The sequence below is a fragment of the Streptomyces sp. NPDC004732 genome, assembly GCF_040609235.1.
Lineage (GTDB): Bacteria > Actinomycetota > Actinomycetes > Streptomycetales > Streptomycetaceae > Streptomyces.
On the sequence record NZ_JBEXJR010000009.1, the window covers coordinates 1 to 20,819 of the forward strand.

A 20,819-nucleotide genomic window follows, 5' to 3' on the forward strand; every position below is an offset into this window, starting at 1 on the left:
GGCGGGTCCGGGGAGGTCGTCCGGCCCCGTCGGGCCGCAGGCGCAGGCGGGTGGGGGACCGCCGTGGCCGCCCGGGCGGGCGGGTCCGGGGAGGTCGTCCGGCCCCGTCGGGCCGCAGGCGCAGGCGGGTGGGAGACCACCGCGACCGCCCAGGGGAGCAGGCCCGGGGAGGTCCTCCGACCCCGCCGGGCCGCAGGCGCGGGCGGGTGGGGGACCACCGTTACCGCCCAGGTGAGTGGGCGTGGGGAGGGCCTCCGCCCCCGCCGGGCCGCAGCCGCGCACGAGACGGGAGGGGACGTGGGGGTATGTGCGCACGGAGCACCGAGCCGATCATGACGGCCAGAAGGTCTTCAGGCGTGGCGTAGGGATAGCGAGTACGTACATACCCCCGCGGCCCCGCACCCACAAGCAGACAGCAGGCGTGCCCCGCCCAAGGCGACCCCGCCAGACCACCGCGCCCCGTACCCTTTCGCAGGGGCCGCACCCCCCTCACGTACCCCTGAAGGAGTCCCACCGTGCTCGTCCTGCTGCCGCCGTCCGAAGGCAAGGCTCCCTCCGGCCGTGGTGCTCCGCTCAAGCCGGAGAGTCTGTCGCTGCCGGGGCTCACCCAGGCACGGCAGGCCGTTCTCGACGAGCTCGTCGAGTTGTGTGCCGCGGACGAGGAGAAGGCCCGCACCGTGCTCGGCCTCAGCGAAGGCCTGCGCGGTGAGGTCGCGAAGAACATCGAGCTGCGCACCGCCGGTGCCCGCCCCGCCGGGGAGGTCTACACGGGCGTGCTCTACGACGCCCTCGACCTCGCCTCGCTCGCCCCCGCCGCCAAGCGCCGCGCCACCCGCTCGCTGCTCGTCTTCTCCGGACTGTGGGGCGCCGTCGGCGTGGGCGACAAGATCCCCTCGTACCGCTGCTCGATGGGCGTGAAGCTGCCCGGCCTCGGCGCGCTCGGCGCGTACTGGCGTACGCCGATGGCCTCCGTCATGCCCGAGGCCGCGGGCGACGGTCTCGTCCTGGACCTCCGGTCGTCCGCGTACACCGCCGCGTGGAAGCCGAAGGGCGAGGTCGCGGGACGGACGGCGACCGTCCGGGTGCTGCACGCGCAGGTCGACGAGAAGACCGGCGCCGAGAAGCGGTCCGTCGTGTCGCACTTCAACAAGGCGACGAAGGGCAGGATCGTCCGTTCCCTGCTGACGACGGGGACCAGCCCGAAGAACCCGGCCGAGCTGGTCGAGGCGCTGCGCGACCTGGGGCACGCCGTGGAGGCGGAGGCCCCGGCCAAGGCGGGCAAGCCGTGGGCTCTCGACGTGGTGGTACGCGAGATCCACTGAGGAGCAGACCACAACCCGCAAGCCCGTTGCAGCATTCGCAACGGGCTTTGCGCATGCTGCATGCACCGGTGCAGGATGCTCCCATGACCTCCTCCGCATCCGCCTCCCCGTCCCCCTCCCCCGAACCCACCTCCGTCCTGGACCTCGCCCCCGTCATCCCCGTAGTCGTCGTCACGGACCTCGACGACGCCGTGCCGATGGCGCGCGCCCTCGTCGCGGGCGGGCTGCCCGCGATCGAGGTGACGCTGCGGACGCCCGTCGCGCTGGACGCGATCTCGGCGATCGCCGCCGAGGTGCCGGACGCGGTGGTCGGCGCGGGCACCGTCATCTCCGCGCGGAACGTCTCCGATTCCGTGGAGGCGGGCGCCCGTTTCCTGGTCAGCCCGGGCTGGACGGACACGCTGCTGGACGCGATGCAGGGCTCCGGCGTGCCGTTCCTGCCGGGCGTCTCGACGACCTCGGAGGTCGTGGCGCTGCTCGAACGCGGCGTACGGGAGATGAAGTTCTTCCCGGCGGAGGCCGCAGGCGGCACCGCCTACCTGAAGTCGCTGGGCGCCCCGCTGCCGCAGGCCCGCTTCTGCCCGACGGGCGGGATCACGCCCGGATCCGCCCCGTCGTACCTCGCGCTGAAGAACGTCGGCTGCGTGGGCGGCAGTTGGATGCTGCCCGCCGACGCCATCGCGGCCAAGGAGTGGGACCGCGTGGAGTCACTGGCCCGCGAGGCAGCGTTCCTGCGCTAAGGCGCACCCCGCACCCGCACCCGCACCCGCACCCGCTAGCGCAGGTGAGACGTGTCGTTCAGGAGGCGCAACGACGCGTTGCCGTCCGCGTAGTACGCCACGGCCGACACCGACGCCGCCGAGAGTTCCATGCGGAACAGGGACTCCGGCGGGGCGCCGAGCGCGAGCCGCACCAGCGTCTTGATGGGCGTGACGTGCGTGACGAGCAGGACCGTGCGGCCCGCGTAGGCCGAGGTCAGCCGGTCGCGGGCGGCCGAGACACGGCGGGAGACCGCCGCGAACGACTCCCCGCCGGGCGGCGCGGCCTTCGGCGAGGCGAGCCAGGCGGTCAGCTCCTCCGGGTGGCGCTCGCGCACCTCACCGAAGGTCAGCCCTTCCCAGGCCCCGAAGTCCGTCTCGCGCAGGCCGTCTTCGAGGTGGACGTCGAGCCCGAGGCGGGCGGCGACGGTGTGCGCGGTCTCCTGGCAGCGCTTGAGCGGCGAGGAGACGATCGCCTGGACGGTGCCGCGGGCGGCGAGTGCGGCCGCGACGCGCTCGGCCTGCGCACGGCCGACGTCCGACAGGGACGGATCGGACCCGCCGCTTCCGGAGAACCGCTTCTCGGGCGTCAGCGCGGTCTCGCCGTGCCGCAGCAGGACGAAGGTGGCAGGGGCGCCGAGGTCGGCGGGCGCGGCCCAGCCAACGGGCGGAGCAGCCGCGTCAGGCACTGCCTCCGGCACCGCCTCAGGCGACACCGAAGCCACTCCCGCAGCCAGCGCAGCCCGAGCCCGCGCCGCACCCGCGACCGCATCCCCCGGCGGCCCCGCAGGAGCCTCCGCGGCCGACCGCGCGGCCCGCGCGTCGAACTCCGCAGTGGAGGCCGACGGCGACCACTGCTCACCCCGCTTGCCCGCGTCCATCGCCTCGTTCGCGAGCCGGTCGGCGTGCTTGTTCTTCTCCCGGGGGATCCACTCGTACGTCACCTGGGACGCCGGATGGACCCGGGCCGCCTCCGCCGCCAGCGGCTTCATGTCCGGGTGCTTGATCTTCCAGCGGCCCGACATCTGCTCGACGACGAGCTTGGAGTCCATGCGCACGTGCACCGCGGCGGCCGGGTCCAGCTGGTGGGCGGCCTTGAGACCGGCCACCAGGCCCTTGTACTCGGCGACGTTGTTCGTCGCGACGCCGATGTACTCCGCGGCCTCCATCAGGGTCTCCCCCGTGGCCGCGTCGATGACGACCGCGCCGTAGCCCGCGGGCCCCGGGTTGCCCCGGGAGCCGCCGTCGGCCTCGACGATGAACTCGCGCATCTCCAGGAGATCCTTACGTCCTTGAGGTCCTTGAGGTCCTTGAGGTCCTGACGTCCCTACAGGCCCGACTCGGACGTACGGACCAGGATGCGACTGCAGTTCTCGCAGCGCACGACCTTGTCCGGGGACGCCGCCTTCACCTCGTTGACCTCGGTGATGTCGAGCTCGAGGCGGCAGCCCTCACAACGCCGCTGGTGGAGCCTGGCGGCACCGATGCCACCCTGCTTCTCGCGCAGCCTGTCGTAGAGCTTGAGCAGGTCGTCCGGGATCGAACCCGCCACGACCTCGCGCTCCTTGCCGACCGTGGCGGTCTCGCCGTCGAGCTCCTCGCACGCGGCGTCGCGACGGCCCGTCGCATCGTCGATCTTCGACTGGACCGAGGAGACCCGGCCGGTGAGCTCGGTGACGCGCTCCTGCGCGGACTCACGGCGCTCCATGACCTCCAGGACGACGTCCTCCAGGTCTCCCTGGCGCTTGGCCAGCGAGGCGATCTCCCGCTGGAGGTTCTCCAGGTCCTTGGGCGAGGTGACGGCACCGGAGTCCAGGCGCTGCTGGTCGCGGACCGCACGCTGGCGGACCTGGTCCACGTCCTGCTCCGCCTTGGTCTGCTCGCGGGCGCAGTCGCTCTCCTCGGTCGTCGCGGCGACGAGCAGGTCGCGCAGCTGCGTGAGGTCCTTGGTCAGCGACTCGATCTCGGCGTGCTCGGGCAGCGACTTCTTCTTGTGCGCGAGCTGCTGCAGGCGTACGTCCAGGGCCTGGACGTCGAGCAGTCGGATCTGATCGGCGGGCGCGGCGTTCAGTTGGGGGCTCCAGTTGATTCGTGAGGTGAGGCCGCGTGGGCGGTCCAGGGGTCGGTGACCGTCTTCGAGACGTGGACGCGCAGTCCCCATCCGTGACGGTCGGAGATCTCGTCGAGCTGCGCCGCGGCCAGCTCGCACCACGGCCACTCGGTGGCCCAGTGCGCGGCGTCGAGCAGCGCGAGCGGAGTCTGCGCGCGGGCCTCCGACACCGGGTGGTGGCGCAGGTCCGCGGTGAGGAAGGCGTCCACGCCCGCGGCGCGTACGTCGTCGAAGAGGCTGTCGCCCGAGCCGCCGCTGACGGCGACGGTGCGGATGAGCGCGTCGGGGTCGCCCGCGACGCGGATGCCCTGCGCGGTGGCGGGCAGCCGCTTCGCGGCGCGCTCGGCCAGCTCGGCGAGGGTCAGCGGGTGGTCGAGTGCGCAGATCCTGCCGAGGCCGCGGCGGCCCTGCCGGTCGGCGGGGTCCGGCACGAGCGGGCGTTCGACGCGGAGGTCGAGCGCGCCCGCGAGGGCGTCGGAGACACCGGGGTCGGCGCGGTCGGCGTTGGTGTGCGCGACGTGCAGCGCGACATCGTGCTTGATCAGGTCGTGGACTACCCGGCCCTTGAAGGTGGACGCCGCGACCGTCGTCGTACCCCGCAGGTAGAGGGGGTGGTGGGTGACCAGGAGCTGGGCTCCCAGTGCGACCGCCTCGTCGGCGATCTCCTGGACGGGGTCGACGGCGAAGAGGACCCTGGAGACCTCCGCTTCGGGGTCTCCGCAGACCGTGCCGACCGCGTCCCAGCTCTCGGCCAGTTCGGCGGGCCACAGGGCGTCGAGCGCGGCGATGACTTCAGACAGACGGGGCACGGAGAAAGGCTACCTTCCCGCTGCGCTCGGCATGTCGCGCGTCACGTACCGCTACGGGGCCGCTACGGATAGCCCCTCCAGGGGCGCGGGGAACTGCGCGAGCAACCACGGACAAAGCCGCAGACGCGTCTGCGGCTTTTCGCGGGCTGAGCGCGCAGTTCCCCGCGCCCCTGACGGGGCGCGCCCCTTACGAGGCGAGGGTGTCCCTCAGGTCGTCCAGAACGGAGTTCGCCGCGGTGACGCCGAGGCCCAGGTACCACGTCTCGTCGGGCACGTCCTTCGCCTGGCCGTTCCGCACCGCGTCGAGCTTCTTCCACAGGGGGTTCTTCTCGGCGCCGGAGCGTCCGGTCTTCTCCGCGTCGCCGTAGACCCCCGTGAAGATCCAGTCCGCGTCGGCCTGGTCGATCTTCTCCGGGCTGATCTCCGTGGCGAGATCGTTGGTCTGCTGGTTCTTGGGCCGCGGCAGACCCGCGTCGTCGAGGATCGTGCCGATGAAGGACGCCTTGGCGTAGAGGCGGATGCGGTCCGGCATGTAGCGGAGCATCGTGATCGTCGGCTTGCCGTCGTGGGCGGCGCCGATCTCCTTGCCGAGGGTCTTCGCCTTCTTCTCGTACGCGGAGAGCTCCTCCTTGGCCTTCGCCGTCCTGTCGAGCGCGGCCGCGTTCAGGAGGTAGTTCTCCTTCCACGTGAAGCCGGGGCGGATCGAGAAGACCGTGGGGGCGATCTTGGAGAGCTGCGGGTAGAGCTTGGCGGCGCGCAGCTCGCTGCCGAGGATCAGGTCGGGCTTGAGGTTCGCGATGGCTTCGAGGTTGAGGGAGTTGATCGTGCCGACGTTCTTCGGGCTGCCCGCGTCCTTCTTCAGGTAGCCGGGGATGCCGTCGTCGCCCTCGGTGGGGGCGTACCCGACGGGCTTGACGCCGAGCGAGACGACGTTGTCGAGCTCGCCGACGTCCAGGACCACCACGCGCTGGGGCCGCTTCGTCAGCTCGGTCTTGCCGCGGGCGTGGGTGAGGGTGCGCGGGAACTCGCCGGGCTTGGCCGTGGTGCCCATCTTCGCGGTCTGCTCGGCGGCCTTGGCGAAGTCGTCGCCGCCCTGGGCGACGGCCTTGCTGCCGCTGCCGTTGTCGGACTTGCCGGAGCCGTCGTCGCCCGACCCGCAGGCCGCGAGCGAGAGCGCGGCCGTCACGGCGAGGGCGGCTGCAGCGGTGCCGCGGCGGTTTCGCCGTACGGACCGGACTGACCGGGCGGACCGTACGGACCGGATGGACACGGGCATCGGGACTCCAGGGGGTGCGCTGCCCGCGATCGGGCCGAGCTTAGGTTCGCCTCACCATAAGCGGAATCTTCCCTTTCGGAGCAGTCGCCCCCGTCACAGCACAACCGCCCCTGCCCGCTCAGGCGAATCAGGACATCGCCACCCTTCTGTGTGAAGCGGACGCCCGTCGCTGCCACGCCAGTGCGGGCGAAAACTAGCTTCGGGGCCGGAGGTGACCACTCACCATGACAGCGCCACCAGCACCGACAGCGCCGCCAGTACAACCGGCGCCACCGGCGCCGCCACCGGTCCGGGCCCGCATCCGGGTCCGGACGCCCGCCCGCACCGCGGGCTGCACCATCACGGCGGACGGGTCGTACGCGGCACGCCTCGCCCGCCCGGCCGGAGCACCGGACTCCTGGTATCCCGAACGCTGGACCCTCGGCTCCGCCGAGCCGTTCACGGTGCCACTGCCCGGCAACCAGCCCGAGGAGCCGTCCACGGAAGTGCTCCCGATGGCCGACGGCCGCGTCCTCGTCCACCGCGTGGTGGGCGAGCGGCACATCTTCACCCTGTTGTACCCGACGGGTCCCGGCACCGGCGAGGTGCCGCTGGGGGCCGTGGAGTGCGGCGAGTTGACCCTGCTGCCGCCCGCGCCGGGCGGCACCCGCGCCTATGCCCTCGCGCCCGGCGCGAGGTCCTCGGACGTCTGGCTGGTGGCGGGCGGGGCCTTCGGTCCCGAACATCTCGCCGCGGTGCCCGGCCGCTGCTCGGGCGGGGTCTGGCTGGACGGCACCGACCGGCTGCTCGCGCTCGACCGCGAGCTGGAAGGCCGCACCAAGACGGTCGCGGTGGACCTGGAGCGCGACGGCGAGGTCTCGCCGCTGCTGCAGATCGCCGAGGACAGCGACGACCGGCTGCTGCTCGCCGACGCGGGCAGCGGCCTGCTGCTCATCCGCTCCGACGCCCCGGGCGACGACCGCCTGGGTTGGGGCGTCCTCGGCGGTACGCGGCCGGTGCGCTTCCCGGAGAGCCTGCGCCTTCCCGACCTCACCGTGACGCCCTTCGCGATCCAGCCGGGGCAGGTCCTGACGCCGGAGGCCTGTGGGGTGGCGCTGCGGATCGACGGTCCGGTGGGCGGTGGGGGCGGCAGCTGGCTCGGCCTGTGGCGGCCCGCCGCGCGGCAGGTGCAGCAACTGGCGGCGCCGAGCGGGTGGTTGACCGGTTCGGGGTGGTGGACGCGGGACGGCGAGCTCTGTCTGCCGTACGCGACGGGCGCCGCGCCGTGCGGGGTGGCCCGGGTGACGGGGCCGACGGCACCCGCCGCCGAAGCCCGGCCGGAAGACGCGCCGCACGAGGCCATTGGCGACGCATCACGCGATGCCGCGGGCGACCTCCCGCACCCCTCGCAGCCCCCTCCGCCGGATCCCCCGGCGCCTGCCGCGACACGCCCCGTCCCCCTGCAACAGGCACCCCTCGGCGGGCGGGCGGCGGGCAGTTAGACTCGCCCGGCTGTACGAACGATCTTCTTTACGGGGTGAATGGCTTGACTACGACCGAGACCGTCACGGAGACACAGCAGAACACCGCACCAATGATGCCGACGACCGTGCCCACCGGCGCGCACGTCGGCGCGGGGAAGCACCGGGGCCCGGTGTCCGAGCAGGACGAGGGGACGGCGCCGCGGGGGCGGCACCGCCGCCAGGACCAGCAGTCCTGACCCGGTCCCGACTCTCCGGAAACCGCACTGCAGAAACGTCTCGCCCCCGCGCCGCCAAGAGCAGCGCGGGGGCGAGCCCTTTCCGTATCCGCACGACTGTCTGCACGGCTGTCCGCACGACTGTCTGCACGGCTGTCCGCACGACTGCCCGCGCAGCTATCCGCGCTTGAGGCCCAGCACCTCGGCCGCCGCGAACGTCTCGTTCGGCGGGCGGTCCGCGTAGTACGGGGAGAGCGCCTCGTCCAGCTCGTCGAAGGTGAACGTCTCCTTCGCCGAGTCGAACTTCGCCGCCACCCTGGGCCGCTCGACGACCGCGACCATGCCGCCGTGGACCACGAGCAGCTGCCCGTTCACCCGCGCCGCGGCAGGCGAGGCCAGATAGCCCACGAGCGGCGAGACGTGCTCGGGCGCCAAGGGATCGAGCCGCCCTTCCGACGGCTCCGCGAAGCCCGCGAAGACGTCCTCGGTCATCCGCGTACGGGCCCGTGGGCAGATGGCGTTGGCGGTCACGCCGTACTTGGCGAGGGCCAGCGCCGTCGATGTCGTCAGGCCGACGATGCCGCCCTTCGCCGCCGCGTAGTTGGGCTGGCCCGCCGACCCCGCGAGGAAGGCCTCGGACGAGGTGTTGACGATCCGGCCGTACACCGGACCGCCCGTCGCCTTGGAACGCTCGCGCCAGTGGGCGGCCGCGAAGTGCGTCGTGTTGAAGTGGCCCTTGAGGTGGACGTGGATGACCGAGTCCCACTCGGACTCGCTCATCGAGAAGATCATCCGGTCCCGCAGGATGCCCGCGTTGTTGACGAGGACGTCGAGCTTTCCGTACGTGTCCACCGCCGCCCGCACGAGCTCGCGGGCCTGTTCGTGGTCGGCGACGTCGCCGGTGTGGGCGACGGCCTGCCCGCCTGCCGCCCTGATCTCGGCGGCGACCTCCTCGGCGGGCGCCGCCGACGCCTCGCCCGAACCGTCGCGGCCCGGCTGCCCGAAGTCGTTGACGACGACGCTCGCGCCGAGCCCGGCCAGTTCCAGTGCCTCGGCGCGGCCGAGCCCGCGGCCCGCGCCGGTGACGATCGCGGACAGGCCCTCAAGTGGCAGTGACATCGAAGTCCCTTCGGAACGGAGCTGGACGGTTCGGGCGTGCCGGGAGCGGTCAGATCTCGATGCAGGTGCGCAGGGACGTGCCGGTGCGCATCTGGTCGAGGGCCTCGTTGATCTCGGCGAGCTGCACACGGTGCGTGATCATGCTCGCGAGGTCGATGCGGCCCGCCCGCCAGAGCGCGATGGCCCGCTCGTACGACGTGAGGACGTCGCCCCCGCCGTACATGGAGGGCAGGATGCGCTTCTCGTCGAAGAACAGCTCGAACATGTTGAGCTGCAGATGGTCGTCCATGGCCCCGGCCCCGACGACGCACAGCGTGCCGCCGCGGCGCGTCGTCTCGTACGCCGTGCGGGCCGTGACCGACTTGCCGACGACCTCGAAGACGTAGTCGAAGCCCTCGCCCGCGGTGATCCGCTGCTTGGCGTCGGCCAGTTCGTCGGGCGAGACCGCCTCCGTGGCACCGAACCGGAGCGCCGCCTCCCGGCGCGAAGCGACCGGGTCGACCGCGACGATCTCCGCCGCGCCCTTGAGGCGGGCGCCCTGGATGGCCGAGATGCCGACGCCGCCGCAGCCGATGACGGCGACCGACGAACCGGCCGCCACGTCCGCCGTGTTGATGGCGGCGCCGAGCCCGGTCGTCACGCCGCAGCCGATCAGCGCCGCGATGTCGAAGGGCACGTCGTCGGGGATCGGCACGGCGCATCCGGCGTCGACGACGACCTCCTCGGTGAAGGTGCCGGTGCCCGCGAAGCCGAAGACGTCACCGCCGGGGCGCTGGAAGTTGGGGGTGCCCGCGTTCATGAACCCGGCGAGACAGAGCTGGGTCTGGCCGCGCTTGCAGGCGGGACAGACGCCGCAGGCGGGGAGCCAGCAGAGGAGGACCCGGTCGCCCTGGGAGAGGCCGCTCACGCCGTCGCCGACGTCGACGATCTCGCCCGCGCCCTCGTGGCCGGGGATGAAGGGGGCGGGCTGCGGCAGCACGCCGTTCATCGCCGAGATGTCGGAGTGGCACAGTCCGGTGGCCCGGACCCGGATCTTCACCTTGCCGGGGCCAAAGCCCACCGTCTCGATGTCGTCGAGGACTTCGAGCTTCTCCTGGCCTATCTCGTGCAGTACGGCTGCGCGCATGGTGCGGCTCCTCTCGTACGAAGATCCGGGCGGGCCCGAGCCGGTCGGGGCCCGGGCTGACTCAGGCGTGTTCGACGACGGTGTCGGCGAGCACCGGCGCGTCGTCCCGCTCGACCGCCGTGACCGTGGCCTGTACGCGGCCCTCGGTGCGCCACATGCGGATCCGCAGCGTCTCGCCGGGGAAGACGACGCCCGTGAAGCGGGTGCTGTAGCCGCGCACCCGGGACACGTCGCCGCCGAGCTGGGTGTCGACGACGGCCTTGAGCGTCATTCCGTAGGTGCACAGGCCGTGCAGGATCGGCTTGTCGAACCCGGCGAGCGCGGCGAACTCGGGGTCGGCGTGCAGGGGGTTCCAGTCGCCGGAGAGGCGGTAGAGGAGCGCCTGGTCCTCGCGGACGGGGCGTTCGACCTCCAGGTCGGGGTCGCCCTCGGGTTCGGGGAGGCGGGTGGAGGGGCCGCGGTCGCCGCCGAAGCCGCCCTCGCCGCGCACGAAGATCTGGGCGTCGCTCGTCCACAACGGTCCTTCGTCGTCGGCGACTTCGGAGCGCAGGACGAGGATCGCGGCCTTCCCCTTGTCGTACACCGCGGCGACCCTGGACGTCGTGACGGCCTTGCCCCTGACGGGGATCGGGCGGTGCAGCGTGATGCTCTGGCCGCCGTGCAGGACGGCGGCGAGGTCGACCTCGATGCCGGGCGCGGAGAGTCCGCCGACGACGCCCATGCCCGCGCCCGCGACGGTGGCGAAGCTGGGCAGGACGTGCAGCCGGGACTCCAGTGTGTAGCGCAGCTCGGCCGGGTCCGTGGCGGGCAGTCCGGCGCCGAGGCCCAGGTGGTAGAGCTGGATGTCCTTGTGGTCCCAGGCGATCTCGGCGGACCGGGGCTCGGCGGCCACGGCCTTCACGGCGTCGATGGGCATTGGGTGGCAGCTCCTTGGGACGGTGTCGCCGGTGGGAAAAGACCTCGGTGCGACCGTCCGCACCGTCGGCCGCACCGAGGTCGCAACAGGGCCGGAGGGCGGTCCGCGGACCGCCCCGTTCTAGAACGCGTTCCAGTCCGGCGATCCCATGTATAGCCGAGGCCCCAGCACTTGTGAAGACTCCTGACGCAACGTCAGATCCCGGGCGGCATCGAGGAACGGTGACATTTGTACCGGCCGGGTCCGTACAGCTGCCTCTGCCGCCGCCCCGCCCCGGATTCGTAGCGTCGTAGCCATGACGAAGACATCAGAGGACGGGCCCGCGGTGGCCTTCGACGGCGCCGTGAAGACCTTCGGCACCGTCCGCGCCGTGGACGGCGTCGACCTGGAGATCCGGCGGGGCGAGACCGTCGCGCTGCTCGGCCGCAACGGCGCGGGCAAGTCCACCACCCTCTCCCTGCTGCTCGGCCTGAACGACCCCGACACCGGCACCGTGCGGCTCTTCGGGCGCACCCCCGGGCAGGCCGTGGCCGCCGGGCAGGTCGGCGCGATGCTGCAGGAGGGCCGCCAGGTGCCGCGCGTCACCGTCCGCGAACTGGTCGCCTTCGTCGCCCAGACCTACCCCGCGCCGATGTCCGTCGCCCGCGCCCTCGACCTCGCGGGCATCACCGGACTCGCCGACCGGCGCGCGGACCGGCTCTCCGGCGGCCAGACACAGCGCGTACGGTTCGCCGTCGCGCTCGCCGGCGACCCCGCGCTGCTCGTGCTCGACGAGCCGACCGCCGCCCTCGACGTCGAGGCCCGCCACGCCTTCTGGACCTCGATGCGCTCCTACGCGCGGCGCGGCCACACCGTCCTCTTCTCCACCCACTACCTGGAGGAGGCCGACCTGCACGCCGACCGGATCGTCGTCATCGACCACGGCCGGATCGTCGCCGACGGCACCGGCGAACAGCTGCGGCGCGCGGCGGGCGGCAGCCTCGTCTCCTTCGACCTGGCGGGCGGCGGCACGCACGGGCTCACCGAACTGCCCGGCGTGCTCTCCCTCGAAGTGCGCGGCGACCGGGCCCGGCTGCGCACCGAGGACTCGGACGCGACGGTCATCGCGCTGGCCTCGCTCGGCGCGGTCCGCGGCCTGGAGGTCGCCCCGGCCTCCCTGGACGACGCGTTCCTCGCCCTCACCTCTCCCCTCCCCACGGCCACGACCGCTCTGGAGACCTTCTGATGTTCGCCTACCTCCGACTGGAGATCCGCAGGACGCTGCGCGACCCCGGCTATGTGATCTCGGCGGTCGCGGTGCCGGTCCTGATGTACCTCCTCTTCACCAACCTCGGTGAGAACGACGGCGCCTGGCGGACCCAGTCGATGATCGGCATGGCCGCGTACGGCGCGCTGGGTGCGGCCATGAGCACCGGCACCGGCGTCGCCGAGGACAAGACCATCGGCTGGCTGCGACAGCTCAGGATCACGCCGATGACACCGCGCGAAGTCGTCGTCGGCCGCGCCCTGAACGGTTCGGTCACCGTGCTCCCTTCGATCGTCGCGGTGTTCGTCGCGGGCGGGCTGGTCAACGGCGTCCGCCTCGCCGTGTGGCAGTGGGCCGCGGCCGCGCTGCTGCTGTGGCTCGGCTCGCTCCCCTTCACGCTGCTCGGACTCGGCAACGGCTACCGCCTCACCGCCCAGTCGACCGGCGTCATCAACGTCGCCTGCAACCTCGGGCTCTCCGTGCTCGGCGGCCTGTGGTTCCCGATCGCGCTGTTCCCCGACTGGCTGCGCACCCTCGCGGACTACACGCCCACCCACCGCTTCGCGGACCTCGGGGTCTCGGTGACCGAGCACGACGCGCCCGGCCTCGTCACGGTGACGGTCCTGCTCTGCTGGCTGCTGGCGTTCGGTTCGTACGCTGTGGTCTCGTACCGGCGCGCCGCGCGGACCGCGTGAGCCAGAGGGCGAGGAACGAGAACATGTCCCGGAAGAACAGGGTCAGCTGCCGGATGCGTGAGTGGCAGGACGCCCGCGCCGAGTGGAAGAGCTCCCGCGCCGAGTGGAAGGCCGAGCACCGGCGCGTCAAGAAGGAGTGGCGGGAGGGGCGCAGGACCGGCAAGAACATCGAGCACCTCGGCCCGCCGCCGAACGGCTTCGCGCTCCTGCCCTGGCTCCTCATGGGCCTCGGCGCGATCTCCCACCTCCTCAAGGGCGAAACCCCCAACCCCTGGATCGGCGTCCTCGGAGTCCTCCTCTTCAACTCCCTCTACGTCTTCCTGGCCTTCCGGGCCTTCAACAAATACGCCCGCGAGGCGCTCGCCACCAGGATCGCGCTGGTCGTCCTCGGCCTGCTGACCGTCGTGCTCGCCGCCGGATACGGCGGCAACTGGCTGCTCTTCTTCCCGCTGCTCGGCCTGGCCGTCGGGGCCGTCGTGCGCGGCCGCGGCCTCGGCCCCATCAGCCTGGCCCTGAGCGTGCTCGCGGGCGTCATCGGCGGGTTCAGGGAGGGCTGGACCGGGCTGAACGTCGCCTACGGAACCTTCCTCTCCACCATGGTGACCGCCGCGATCCTCTCCCTCTCCGAGGCGGTCCGCGAACTGCGCGAAACCCGCGAGGAACTGGCCCGCACCGCCGTCGAGAAGGAACGCCTCCGCTTCTCCCGCGACCTGCACGACCTGCTCGGCCACACGCTCTCCGTGATCGTGGTGAAGGCGGAGGCCACCCGCCGGCTGGCCCCCCGCGACCTGGCCGCGGCGCTCGGCCAGGTCGCCGACATCGAGTCCGTCGGCCGACAGGCGCTCACCGAGATCCGCGAGGCCGTCACCGGCTACCGCGAGGGCAGCCTCGCCACCGAGCTCGACCGGGCCCGCGACCTCCTCGAAGCCGCCGGGATCGGCACGGTCGTCCGCCAGTCCGGCCCTCCCCTCGCACCGCAGACGGCGGCACTCCTCGGCTGGGTGGTCCGCGAGTCCGCCACCAACGTCGTACGCCACTCCGGCGCCGACCACTGCGAGATCGAGGTCACGGGCACGTCCGACGAGACCCGCCTGGTGATCACGGACGACGGCCGCGGCGAGGGCTCGGGGCCGCCCGGCAGCGGTCTGAAGGGCCTGGCCGAACGCCTCGCCGCAGCAGGCGGCTCCCTCACCTCAGGCCCGGCCCCCCACGCCGGTTTCCGCGTCACGGCGGCCCTCCCGGCCACCGAAGGCGACCCGGGTCCCGCGGCCCCCGCCACCCCGACGGGCATCAGCATGCGCACCCCGGGTGACTGACGGGCTTTTCGTCGTTGCTGGGGGCGCCTTCGGACCACAGGCCGAGAAACCCCGTTTCCCGGCCGACTATGGGTCTTCCCCTGCAACGCAGGGGAGTTGGGCGTCTATGATCCGCAGGCCGTCTTGCGCTGCCCCGCCGGGCGGGCGACGCTCTAGCAATCGGCCGCAATCGGATCGGTGCAGGGAGAGGGCAGACATGAAGCTGCGATTCCTAGGGATCATTCCGAACACGCCCGTTGATGACTCGCCGACGATCTGGCTGGACGAGGACAGCGGGGATCTGCTGATCCAGTCGTACCGGGCCACCGAGGAGGAGGTGGAGAAGTGCAAGGAGGTCGGTTCGGTCCCCGGCCACAGCACGGACGTCCCCGATCACGAGACGATCATCCGGTTGCCCGCCGTCATGCTCGAGTACATCCCGCGACCGGAGGACGGCAACGGTGAAGTACCCCGTACGTGAAGGCATCACCAAGGCTCAACGCTCCGCTGTGCACCTGGAGATGCGCGACGGCTACACGCCGGACGATCCCGAGTTCGCCCGCTGGCGTGCCGGTCACCGCTACCACAACGATCCGGCGAACCTGCCCGACTGGTGGGGGTCGTGGCACGACCTCGTACGGGAGACGACAGCACGCGGCGTGGTCATGCGGCGGGCCCGGATCGTCTCGGAGCCGCTGACGGAGTACATCCGGTACGAGCACGACATGACGTTCGCCAACGTGGCAGCGGGTGAGCTCGTCCGCTGGCTGCCCCGCCGCCGGGCCGCTGACATCCCGCTGCCCGGTACCGACCTGTGGATGTTCGACGGTGAGGCGGTGCTGTTCACCTACTTCTCCGGCGTCGGCGAGGTCGTTGACCGGGAGTGGCGGACGGAACCGGAGGTCGTGCAACTGGTCTCGGCCGCGTTTGAGTTGGCGTGGCAGCGGGCTACGCCACACGAGGAGTACGAGCCGGTCAAGTGAGCCATGGCCCAGTCACCGTCATCCAGCGTCCAACAAGCCAGGCAACTCCTCGCCGCCCGCCTACGCGAGTTGGTCACGGACTCCGGGCTTGAGGGCAAGGAAGTGGCCGCGCGCTGCGGCTGGTACCCGTCCAAGGTCTCGCGGATCACCACGGGGCAGCAGAAGCCCACCGAGGGCGACATCCGCGCTTGGTGCGCGGCAACCGGCGCCGAGGACCGGACAGAGGACCTGATTGCCTCACTGCGGGCCGTCGAAGGCATGTGGGTGGAATGGCGCCGCATGGAACGTGCGGGGTTGCGCCGGGCTCAGGAAGCCGTTCTCCCGCTGTTCGAGCGCACGCACTGGTTCCGCGCCTACTCCTCGTGGTTCGTGCCCGGCTTGCTCCAGACCCACGGGTACACGGCCGATGTGCTGCGGGCGGTTCAGCGCAGACGGGTCCCAGTTGATGATGTGGCGGACGCTGTGGCCGTCCGCATGGAGCGCCAACGTGTGCTGCACGAGGGGCAACGTCGGTTCGCATTCCTGGTCGAGGAGTCCGTGTTGAGCAACGGACTCGGGGACGGCGGCACGCAAGCCGAACAACTTGATCGGCTGCTCACGGTCGGCGCGCAGCCCAACATCAGCGTAGGAGTGGTCCCCACTCGTCTCGACCGAACCCGGATGCCGGTAGAAGGGTTCTGGATCTTCGGCACGGAACAGGTCAACGTGGAGCTTGTCTCCGGCCACCTCACGCTGACCCAGCCCAGCGAGGTGGGCATGTACGCCGACACGTTCACCGCGCTGGCCGAAATGGCGGTCTACGGCCAGAAGGCCCGCACACTGATCCTCAAGGCCCGTGACTCCCTCGCGTAATGGACTCGCAATCAGGCGCAATCCGTTGTGAGTTACGGGTCCGGCATTCCTAACGTGGTGGAGAACGGACCCCTCGAGAGGCCGGGCGGGTCAGCATGCTGAGACCCCCGCCCCCGGTTGGTGGAAACCCTGGACAGGTCGGCAACCGGGGACGGGCCACACATCAGGGAGGCACGCACATGAACCATGTACGCGACTTACTCACCCCTGACGGGTTCGGGGGTGTCGTCGCCACAGTGCGCGACAACAATCCCGACATGCCCGACGCTACGGCACAGCGAATCGTGGCGGAAGCACTCAAGTTCGTTGCCGCTGCCGCCCAGTTCCCCAGGGTCAAGATCGCCCCGTCCAACATCGTGGACGAGGGATGGCACGCGCTGATCCTGCATACGAACCTGTACGCCAAGCTGTGTGAACGGCTCGGCCGGTTCGTGCACCACTGGCCGGAGCGTCCCGACGGGGAGCGCCACGATCCGCACGCGCTGACTCGTACGGTGGCACTGATCGAACAGGCCGGGTACAGCGTGGACGGCGAGTTGTGGACGGGACCGACCAAGGCTCTGGTAGCGGTGGCCGCGAGCTGCTCGCACACACCGAAACCCGGAGGGTGCGGGCCGATCAATCCCGGCAAGTGCGCGTCCCACTGCTCAGGGGGTGGGGGCGGTGGTGGCTAGGCTGCCCGCACGTACGGCTGAGAGGTGAGCGCATGGACGCGGAACAAGCCCGGCAGGTGGACGCCACGTTGAGGCGTCTGGGCATTCCCGGTGTGGTCGCGCCGGAAGATCCGGAAGACCTGTCGGGAGCATGGCGGGTGTACGACAGCGCGGATCCAGCGACTCGTGAGGACAAGACCGCTGACGCGCTGTCATCCGTCGTGGCGAAGTTCTGCGAGATCAGCCCCGAGCCCCGGGAGAAGCGGCAGCAAGGTCCCACGCGGGGGTTCGTGTTCCCGTCTGCCGACGACTGAGCCCCGGTGGCGGCCCCGGTCAGCGCTCCGGACTCCGGGGCGCTGACCGGGGCCTTTGCCGCTACGGGGCACGGTGCTCGCCGTACTCTGAGCGCCATGGACGAGATGCCGCAGGACCACCGCCCAGCGAAATCCGTAAGAGTTCTCCTCGCCGAGGACCAGGGCATGATGCGGGGCGCGCTCGCCCTGCTGCTCGGTCTGGAGGCGGACATCGAGGTCGTCGCCCAGGTCGGCCGGGGCGACGAGATCGTCGACGCGGCGCTGAACGCCCGCCCCGACGTCGCGCTGCTCGACATCGAACTGCCGGGCCGCAGCGGCCTGGACGCCGCCGCCGATCTCCGCGAGGAGTGCCCCGACTGCCGGGTCCTCATCCTGACGACCTTCGGCAGGCCCGGCTATCTGCGCCGTGCCATGGAGGCGGGCGCGGTCGGCTTCCTGGTCAAGGACGGTCCTGTCGAGGAGCTCGCCGAGGCGGTCCGGCGGGCGCTGCGGGGCGAGACGGTGATCGACCCGGCGCTCGCCGCGGCCGCGCTGAGCGCCGGGCCCAGCCCGCTGACCGGCCGCGAGGCGGACGTCCTCAAGGCCTCCGTGGACGGCGCCACGGTCTCCGACATCGCGGGCACGCTGCATCTGTCCGAGTCGACCGTGCGGAACTACCTCTCCGCGGCGATCGGCAAGACGGGGACGCGGAACCGGATGGAGGCGGTGCGCGAGGCCCGGCAGCAGGGCTGGCTGTGAGCGGACGGAGCGGGCGGGGGCGTCAGTCCTCCTGCACCACTTCCGCGGTCCCCTTCGCGTCGTGGATGACGATGCTCTCCAGCTTGCCCGACGGGCCCGACTCCTTCTCCTCCCGCGTGAACCACAGGTAGCCCGAGCCCGCCGCCTTGTGGAGCTCCGGCTCGGATGTGCCGTTCTCGTACTCGTACACAACGCGGTGTGTCTTGGGTCCCACGTGCCCGACGGTGAGCTTCCTGCCCTTCAGCTCGAACTCCACCGAGGCGAAGCTCAGGCCGTCGTCGCCCCCCGGCGCCTTGTCCTGGAGTCCAAAGGAGGTGACCTTGTCCTTGCCGTCGGCGCTGACCACGATCGCGTACCACGGCTGGTTGAAATTGGGGACCGGGTCCGTCGTCCGCTCGTCCCACACTCCGGCCCGGATCATCGCCTTCTGCTGGCCGCGCGCCTCCGCCTCGTCCCGCGGGGCGCCCCACACCTGCAGTTCCACCCGCGCCACACGGGTGCCGGAGCCGTCCCTCACCTCGGTCAGCGGGGTGGACCGGGGGTCGTAGACATGCCGGTCCCTCGCGGAGCCGTGCTGCGACGCCGCCTGCGCGTGGTCCCTGCCGTCCACCACGGCGAGCGCCAGCGAGCCGGTGGAGCCGACGATCGTGGCCGCCGCCAGGGCACCGAGCGCCCAGCGGCGCGCCTTCCTGCGCCGCCCGCCGCGCAGCACCGCCTGGTACGGGGCCGCGCCGATCTCGACCCCGTCCGCCACGTCCGCGAGGCGGTGGGTGATGTCACTGTGCTCGGCGGCGTCGAGCCGCGCCGGGTCCTGGTCCCTGGTCATTACTTCTCCCCTCGGCTTCCGACCTTGTCGGTCAGTGCGGGTATGGCGCGGAGCTTGGCGATTCCTTTGGAGGCATTGCTCTTCACGGCGCCGACCGAGCAGCCCATGGCCTCGGCGGTCTGGGTCTCGCTCAAGTCCTCCCAGTACCGAAGGACGACCGCTTCTCGCTGGCGGGCTGGCAGCTCGGCGAGGGCGCGCAGCAGCGTCGCGCGATCGTCCGCCTGAGCCATGCGGTCGCCGTGCTCGGGTCTGTCCAGCACCGGGCCCGAGTCCTGCAAGGACAGGAACTCCTTGAGCTTGCGCCGGTGCCTGCGCGCGTGAATGTTGATCATGATCCGGCGTACGTACGCGTCCGGATCACCCGCCGTGCTCACCTTCCGCCACGACACGTACGTCCGCTCCAGGGACGACTGCACCAGGTCCTCCGCGGCGTGCTGCTGCCCCGTGAGAAGAAACGCCGTGCGCATCAGCTGCGGCCAGCGGTTGGTGACGAACCCCTGGAAATCGCAGTCGAACCCGCCGTCCACGGTCTGCTTTGGCTCCCCCATGAATGCCTCCTTGCACATTGGAGTCCATGAGAGCCACAAACCGTTGCCTCAGCCGGTGCCCTGATCCCGGCCCCGTCGCCCCGGCATCCACAGGAGCAGCACCACCACGCCCGCCAGCAGGATGAATCCGCTGGTCCGGAACGCCATCGCATAGCCGTCGGTGAGCGCCTGCGGCGATGTCGAGCCGTGCATCTGCGCGGCCGCCACCGTGGAGAGCACCGCGAGGCCGAGCGCGCCGCCCATGGTGCGGGAGGTGTTGACCAGGCCGGAGACGAGTCCGGCGTCGCCCGCCTTGGCGCCCGACGTGGCGAGCGAGGCGAGCGGGGTCGTGGCGAGGCCCGCGCCGAACATCATCACGATGCCGGGCAGCAGGATCGAGGTGGCGTACGCGCCGTCGACCGTCATCGTCGACTGCCACCCGAAGCCCGCGGAGGCCACGAGGATGCCGAGCACGGAGACGTTCTTCGGGCCGAGCACCGGCATCAGGCGCGGCGCGAGCATCGAGCCGAGGACGACGGTGAGCGAGGACGGCATGAGGGCGAGGCCCGCCTTCATCGGCGAGTACCCGAGGACGTTCTGGGTGTAGAGCGTCATGAACATCCACATGGCGAACATGCCGCCGCCGCACACGAACATCGCGGCGTTCGCGGCCGACACCGTCCGCACCTTGAACAGCTTGAGCGGCATCAGCGGCGCCTTCGTGCGCGACTCCACCAGGAGAAACGCCGCGAGCAGGGCGAGGCCCGCCGCGAGGGGCGCCAGGGTCGCCGTCGCCGTCCAGCCCTTCTCCTCCGTCTGCACGATGCCGTACGCGAGGGTGGCGAGACCGGCCGTCACGAGCACCGCGCCCGGCACGTCCAGGCGCCGCGTCCGGTCGGCCCTGCTCTCGGTGAGCCAGGCCAGGCCCGCGACGATCACCAGGGCGCCGACCGGCACGTTGATCAGGAGCACCCAGCGCCAGGAGAGCAGGTCGGTCAGGACCCCGCCGACCAGCCCGCCCGCCGCGCCGCCACCCGCGCCGACAGCGGACCAGACGCCGATCGCCCGCGCCCGCGCCGGGCCCTCGGGCACCGCCGACGTGAGGATCGTCAGGGTCGAGGGGGCGAGGACCGCCGCGCCGAGACCCTGCACGGCGCGCGCCACGAGGAGCTGCCACTCGGCCTGCGCGAGGCCGCCGCCGAGCGAGGCGGCGGTGAAGAGGCCGAGCCCGACGAGGAACATCCTCTTGCGCCCGAAGAGGTCACCGGCCCGCCCGCCGAGCAGCATGAACCCGGCGAAGGCTATGGAGTACGCGTTGACGACCCATTGCAGGCCGACGGCGCTCATGCCGAGGTCGGAGCGCATCGACGGCAGCGCGGTGTTCACCACGGAGACGTCGAGCACGACGAGGAACTGGCCCGCACAGGCGGTGAGCAGTACGGCCCACACCGGGACGGACCTCTTCGGCGCGGCCCCGGGGGAGGACGAAGAGGAGGGGGAGGAGGCGGCGGACGGGGCTGAGTAAGTGGTGGAGGGCGTCTGGACCATGACAGCCATCCTCTCAAGCGAAACTTGA

Annotated in this window: 23 protein-coding genes; 13 read left to right on the forward strand and 10 right to left on the reverse strand. The window is 71.6% G+C overall.

Annotation, left to right across the window (positions count from 1 at the left end; all coding sequences use genetic code 11):
- Positions 1 to 515: 515 nt before the first annotated feature.
- Positions 516 to 1,322: a peroxide stress protein YaaA gene (yaaA, locus tag ABZV77_RS26595; protein ID WP_356261656.1), complete on the forward strand. Its 807-nt coding sequence runs from the start codon at positions 516 to 518 to the stop codon at positions 1,320 to 1,322.
- A gap of 83 nt (positions 1,323 to 1,405) precedes the next feature.
- Positions 1,406 to 2,062 carry a bifunctional 4-hydroxy-2-oxoglutarate aldolase/2-dehydro-3-deoxy-phosphogluconate aldolase gene (locus ABZV77_RS26600; protein WP_356261659.1) on the forward strand — a complete coding sequence of 219 codons (657 nt, stop codon included), beginning with the start codon at positions 1,406 to 1,408 and terminating at the stop codon, positions 2,060 to 2,062.
- 35 nt (positions 2,063 to 2,097) lie between these two features.
- Here ABZV77_RS26600 and ABZV77_RS26605 read toward each other — a convergent pair whose 3' ends face one another.
- From ABZV77_RS26605 to ABZV77_RS26620, 4 genes are all read right to left on the reverse strand, one after another.
- A complete protein-coding gene (locus ABZV77_RS26605; RefSeq protein ID WP_356261662.1) occupies positions 2,098 to 3,351 on the reverse strand; it encodes a bifunctional RNase H/acid phosphatase in 1,254 nt (417 codons plus the stop codon).
- A gap of 56 nt (positions 3,352 to 3,407) precedes the next feature.
- Entirely contained in the window at positions 3,408 to 4,151 is a 744-nt protein-coding gene (locus ABZV77_RS26610) for a C4-type zinc ribbon domain-containing protein (RefSeq protein WP_356262675.1), read from the reverse strand.
- Complete coding sequence (locus tag ABZV77_RS26615; RefSeq protein ID WP_356261664.1) at positions 4,148 to 4,999, reverse strand: Nif3-like dinuclear metal center hexameric protein; 852 nt, start codon at positions 4,997 to 4,999, stop codon at positions 4,148 to 4,150. Before ABZV77_RS26615 ends, ABZV77_RS26610 begins: the two co-directional genes overlap by 4 nt.
- A gap of 187 nt (positions 5,000 to 5,186) precedes the next feature.
- Entirely contained in the window at positions 5,187 to 6,275 is a 1,089-nt protein-coding gene (locus ABZV77_RS26620; protein WP_356261667.1) for an iron-siderophore ABC transporter substrate-binding protein, read from the reverse strand.
- Positions 6,276 to 6,499: 224 nt separating this feature from the next.
- Here ABZV77_RS26620 and ABZV77_RS26625 point away from each other — a divergent pair, with 224 nt between their 5' ends.
- A complete protein-coding gene (locus ABZV77_RS26625) occupies positions 6,500 to 7,756 on the forward strand; it encodes a hypothetical protein (protein ID WP_356261670.1) in 1,257 nt (418 codons plus the stop codon).
- A 44-nt stretch (positions 7,757 to 7,800) separates the two neighbouring features.
- Positions 7,801 to 7,974, forward strand: coding sequence for a hypothetical protein (locus ABZV77_RS26630; RefSeq protein WP_356261672.1), 174 nt, complete (start codon positions 7,801 to 7,803; stop codon positions 7,972 to 7,974).
- A 156-nt stretch (positions 7,975 to 8,130) separates the two neighbouring features.
- Here the strand turns inward: ABZV77_RS26630 and ABZV77_RS26635 are convergent, their stop codons facing one another.
- The 3 genes from ABZV77_RS26635 to ABZV77_RS26645 form a co-directional block, all read right to left on the reverse strand.
- Positions 8,131 to 9,072 carry a 3-oxoacyl-ACP reductase gene (locus ABZV77_RS26635; RefSeq protein ID WP_356261675.1) on the reverse strand — a complete coding sequence of 314 codons (942 nt, stop codon included), beginning with the start codon at positions 9,070 to 9,072 and terminating at the stop codon, positions 8,131 to 8,133.
- Positions 9,073 to 9,121: 49 nt separating this feature from the next.
- Positions 9,122 to 10,198 (reverse strand): Zn-dependent alcohol dehydrogenase, encoded by a 1,077-nt coding sequence (locus ABZV77_RS26640; RefSeq protein ID WP_356261677.1) that lies wholly within the window; start codon positions 10,196 to 10,198, stop codon positions 9,122 to 9,124.
- 61 nt (positions 10,199 to 10,259) lie between these two features.
- The gene (locus tag ABZV77_RS26645; protein ID WP_356261679.1) at positions 10,260 to 11,114 is read right to left on the reverse strand and encodes a MaoC/PaaZ C-terminal domain-containing protein; all 855 of its coding nucleotides are present in this window, start codon (positions 11,112 to 11,114) and stop codon (positions 10,260 to 10,262) included.
- Positions 11,115 to 11,409: 295 nt separating this feature from the next.
- Between ABZV77_RS26645 and ABZV77_RS26650 the strand changes: the two genes are divergently transcribed.
- The 9 genes from ABZV77_RS26650 to ABZV77_RS26690 all read left to right on the forward strand — a co-directional run bounded on the left by ABZV77_RS26650 (position 11,410) and on the right by ABZV77_RS26690 (position 17,890).
- Positions 11,410 to 12,339, forward strand: coding sequence for an ABC transporter ATP-binding protein (locus ABZV77_RS26650; protein WP_356261681.1), 930 nt, complete (start codon positions 11,410 to 11,412; stop codon positions 12,337 to 12,339).
- A complete protein-coding gene (locus tag ABZV77_RS26655; protein ID WP_356261684.1) occupies positions 12,339 to 13,055 on the forward strand; it encodes an ABC transporter permease in 717 nt (238 codons plus the stop codon). Before ABZV77_RS26650 ends, ABZV77_RS26655 begins: the two co-directional genes overlap by 1 nt.
- A gap of 23 nt (positions 13,056 to 13,078) precedes the next feature.
- Complete coding sequence (locus ABZV77_RS26660; RefSeq protein ID WP_356261686.1) at positions 13,079 to 14,371, forward strand: histidine kinase; 1,293 nt, start codon at positions 13,079 to 13,081, stop codon at positions 14,369 to 14,371.
- Positions 14,372 to 14,567: 196 nt separating this feature from the next.
- The gene (locus ABZV77_RS26665) at positions 14,568 to 14,831 is read left to right on the forward strand and encodes a hypothetical protein (protein ID WP_356261688.1); all 264 of its coding nucleotides are present in this window, start codon (positions 14,568 to 14,570) and stop codon (positions 14,829 to 14,831) included.
- Positions 14,812 to 15,333 carry a DUF6879 family protein gene (locus tag ABZV77_RS26670; RefSeq protein WP_356261690.1) on the forward strand — a complete coding sequence of 174 codons (522 nt, stop codon included), beginning with the start codon at positions 14,812 to 14,814 and terminating at the stop codon, positions 15,331 to 15,333. Before ABZV77_RS26665 ends, ABZV77_RS26670 begins: the two co-directional genes overlap by 20 nt.
- 3 nt (positions 15,334 to 15,336) lie before the next feature.
- The gene (locus tag ABZV77_RS26675) at positions 15,337 to 16,185 is read left to right on the forward strand and encodes a helix-turn-helix transcriptional regulator (protein WP_356261692.1); all 849 of its coding nucleotides are present in this window, start codon (positions 15,337 to 15,339) and stop codon (positions 16,183 to 16,185) included.
- Positions 16,186 to 16,442: 257 nt separating this feature from the next.
- A complete protein-coding gene (locus ABZV77_RS26680) occupies positions 16,443 to 16,859 on the forward strand; it encodes a hypothetical protein (protein WP_356261694.1) in 417 nt (138 codons plus the stop codon).
- 32 nt (positions 16,860 to 16,891) lie between these two features.
- Positions 16,892 to 17,152: a hypothetical protein gene (locus ABZV77_RS26685; RefSeq protein ID WP_356261697.1), complete on the forward strand. Its 261-nt coding sequence runs from the start codon at positions 16,892 to 16,894 to the stop codon at positions 17,150 to 17,152.
- Between the two features lie 96 nt (positions 17,153 to 17,248).
- Positions 17,249 to 17,890, forward strand: coding sequence for a response regulator transcription factor (locus ABZV77_RS26690; protein ID WP_356261700.1), 642 nt, complete (start codon positions 17,249 to 17,251; stop codon positions 17,888 to 17,890).
- Positions 17,891 to 17,912: 22 nt separating this feature from the next.
- Here the strand turns inward: ABZV77_RS26690 and ABZV77_RS26695 are convergent, their stop codons facing one another.
- From ABZV77_RS26695 to ABZV77_RS26705, 3 genes are read right to left on the reverse strand one after another with little or no spacing between them, the layout of a single operon-like run.
- The gene (locus ABZV77_RS26695; RefSeq protein WP_356261702.1) at positions 17,913 to 18,716 is read right to left on the reverse strand and encodes a hypothetical protein; all 804 of its coding nucleotides are present in this window, start codon (positions 18,714 to 18,716) and stop codon (positions 17,913 to 17,915) included.
- Positions 18,716 to 19,264 (reverse strand): SigE family RNA polymerase sigma factor, encoded by a 549-nt coding sequence (locus tag ABZV77_RS26700; protein WP_356261704.1) that lies wholly within the window; start codon positions 19,262 to 19,264, stop codon positions 18,716 to 18,718. The genes ABZV77_RS26695 and ABZV77_RS26700 overlap by 1 nt, the downstream gene beginning before the upstream one ends.
- A gap of 48 nt (positions 19,265 to 19,312) precedes the next feature.
- Positions 19,313 to 20,791, reverse strand: coding sequence for an MFS transporter (locus ABZV77_RS26705; protein ID WP_356261707.1), 1,479 nt, complete (start codon positions 20,789 to 20,791; stop codon positions 19,313 to 19,315).
- Positions 20,792 to 20,819: the final 28 nt, after the last annotated feature.

What these genes read in the sequence shown, in the direction of transcription:
- ABZV77_RS26600 (WP_356261659.1), top strand. Translation starts at nt 1,406, where the DNA reads ATGACCTCCTCCGCATCCGCCTCCCCGTCCCCCTCCCCCGAACCCACC.
- ABZV77_RS26705 (WP_356261707.1), bottom strand. Translation starts at nt 20,791, where the DNA reads ATGGTCCAGACGCCCTCCACCACTTACTCAGCCCCGTCCGCCGCCTCC.
- ABZV77_RS26685 (WP_356261697.1), top strand. Translation starts at nt 16,892, where the DNA reads ATGGACGCGGAACAAGCCCGGCAGGTGGACGCCACGTTGAGGCGTCTG.
- ABZV77_RS26700 (WP_356261704.1), bottom strand. Translation starts at nt 19,264, where the DNA reads ATGGGGGAGCCAAAGCAGACCGTGGACGGCGGGTTCGACTGCGATTTC.
- ABZV77_RS26665 (WP_356261688.1), top strand. Translation starts at nt 14,568, where the DNA reads ATGAAGCTGCGATTCCTAGGGATCATTCCGAACACGCCCGTTGATGAC.
- ABZV77_RS26690 (WP_356261700.1), top strand. Translation starts at nt 17,249, where the DNA reads ATGGACGAGATGCCGCAGGACCACCGCCCAGCGAAATCCGTAAGAGTT.
- ABZV77_RS26695 (WP_356261702.1), bottom strand. Translation starts at nt 18,716, where the DNA reads ATGACCAGGGACCAGGACCCGGCGCGGCTCGACGCCGCCGAGCACAGT.
- ABZV77_RS26635 (WP_356261675.1), bottom strand. Translation starts at nt 9,072, where the DNA reads ATGTCACTGCCACTTGAGGGCCTGTCCGCGATCGTCACCGGCGCGGGC.
- ABZV77_RS26620 (WP_356261667.1), bottom strand. Translation starts at nt 6,275, where the DNA reads ATGCCCGTGTCCATCCGGTCCGTACGGTCCGCCCGGTCAGTCCGGTCC.
- ABZV77_RS26605 (WP_356261662.1), bottom strand. Translation starts at nt 3,351, where the DNA reads ATGCGCGAGTTCATCGTCGAGGCCGACGGCGGCTCCCGGGGCAACCCG.
- ABZV77_RS26625 (WP_356261670.1), top strand. Translation starts at nt 6,500, where the DNA reads ATGACAGCGCCACCAGCACCGACAGCGCCGCCAGTACAACCGGCGCCA.
- ABZV77_RS26660 (WP_356261686.1), top strand. Translation starts at nt 13,079, where the DNA reads ATGTCCCGGAAGAACAGGGTCAGCTGCCGGATGCGTGAGTGGCAGGAC.
- ABZV77_RS26640 (WP_356261677.1), bottom strand. Translation starts at nt 10,198, where the DNA reads ATGCGCGCAGCCGTACTGCACGAGATAGGCCAGGAGAAGCTCGAAGTC.
- ABZV77_RS26650 (WP_356261681.1), top strand. Translation starts at nt 11,410, where the DNA reads ATGACGAAGACATCAGAGGACGGGCCCGCGGTGGCCTTCGACGGCGCC.
- ABZV77_RS26645 (WP_356261679.1), bottom strand. Translation starts at nt 11,114, where the DNA reads ATGCCCATCGACGCCGTGAAGGCCGTGGCCGCCGAGCCCCGGTCCGCC.
- ABZV77_RS26675 (WP_356261692.1), top strand. Translation starts at nt 15,337, where the DNA reads ATGGCCCAGTCACCGTCATCCAGCGTCCAACAAGCCAGGCAACTCCTC.
- ABZV77_RS26680 (WP_356261694.1), top strand. Translation starts at nt 16,443, where the DNA reads ATGCCCGACGCTACGGCACAGCGAATCGTGGCGGAAGCACTCAAGTTC.
- ABZV77_RS26655 (WP_356261684.1), top strand. Translation starts at nt 12,339, where the DNA reads ATGTTCGCCTACCTCCGACTGGAGATCCGCAGGACGCTGCGCGACCCC.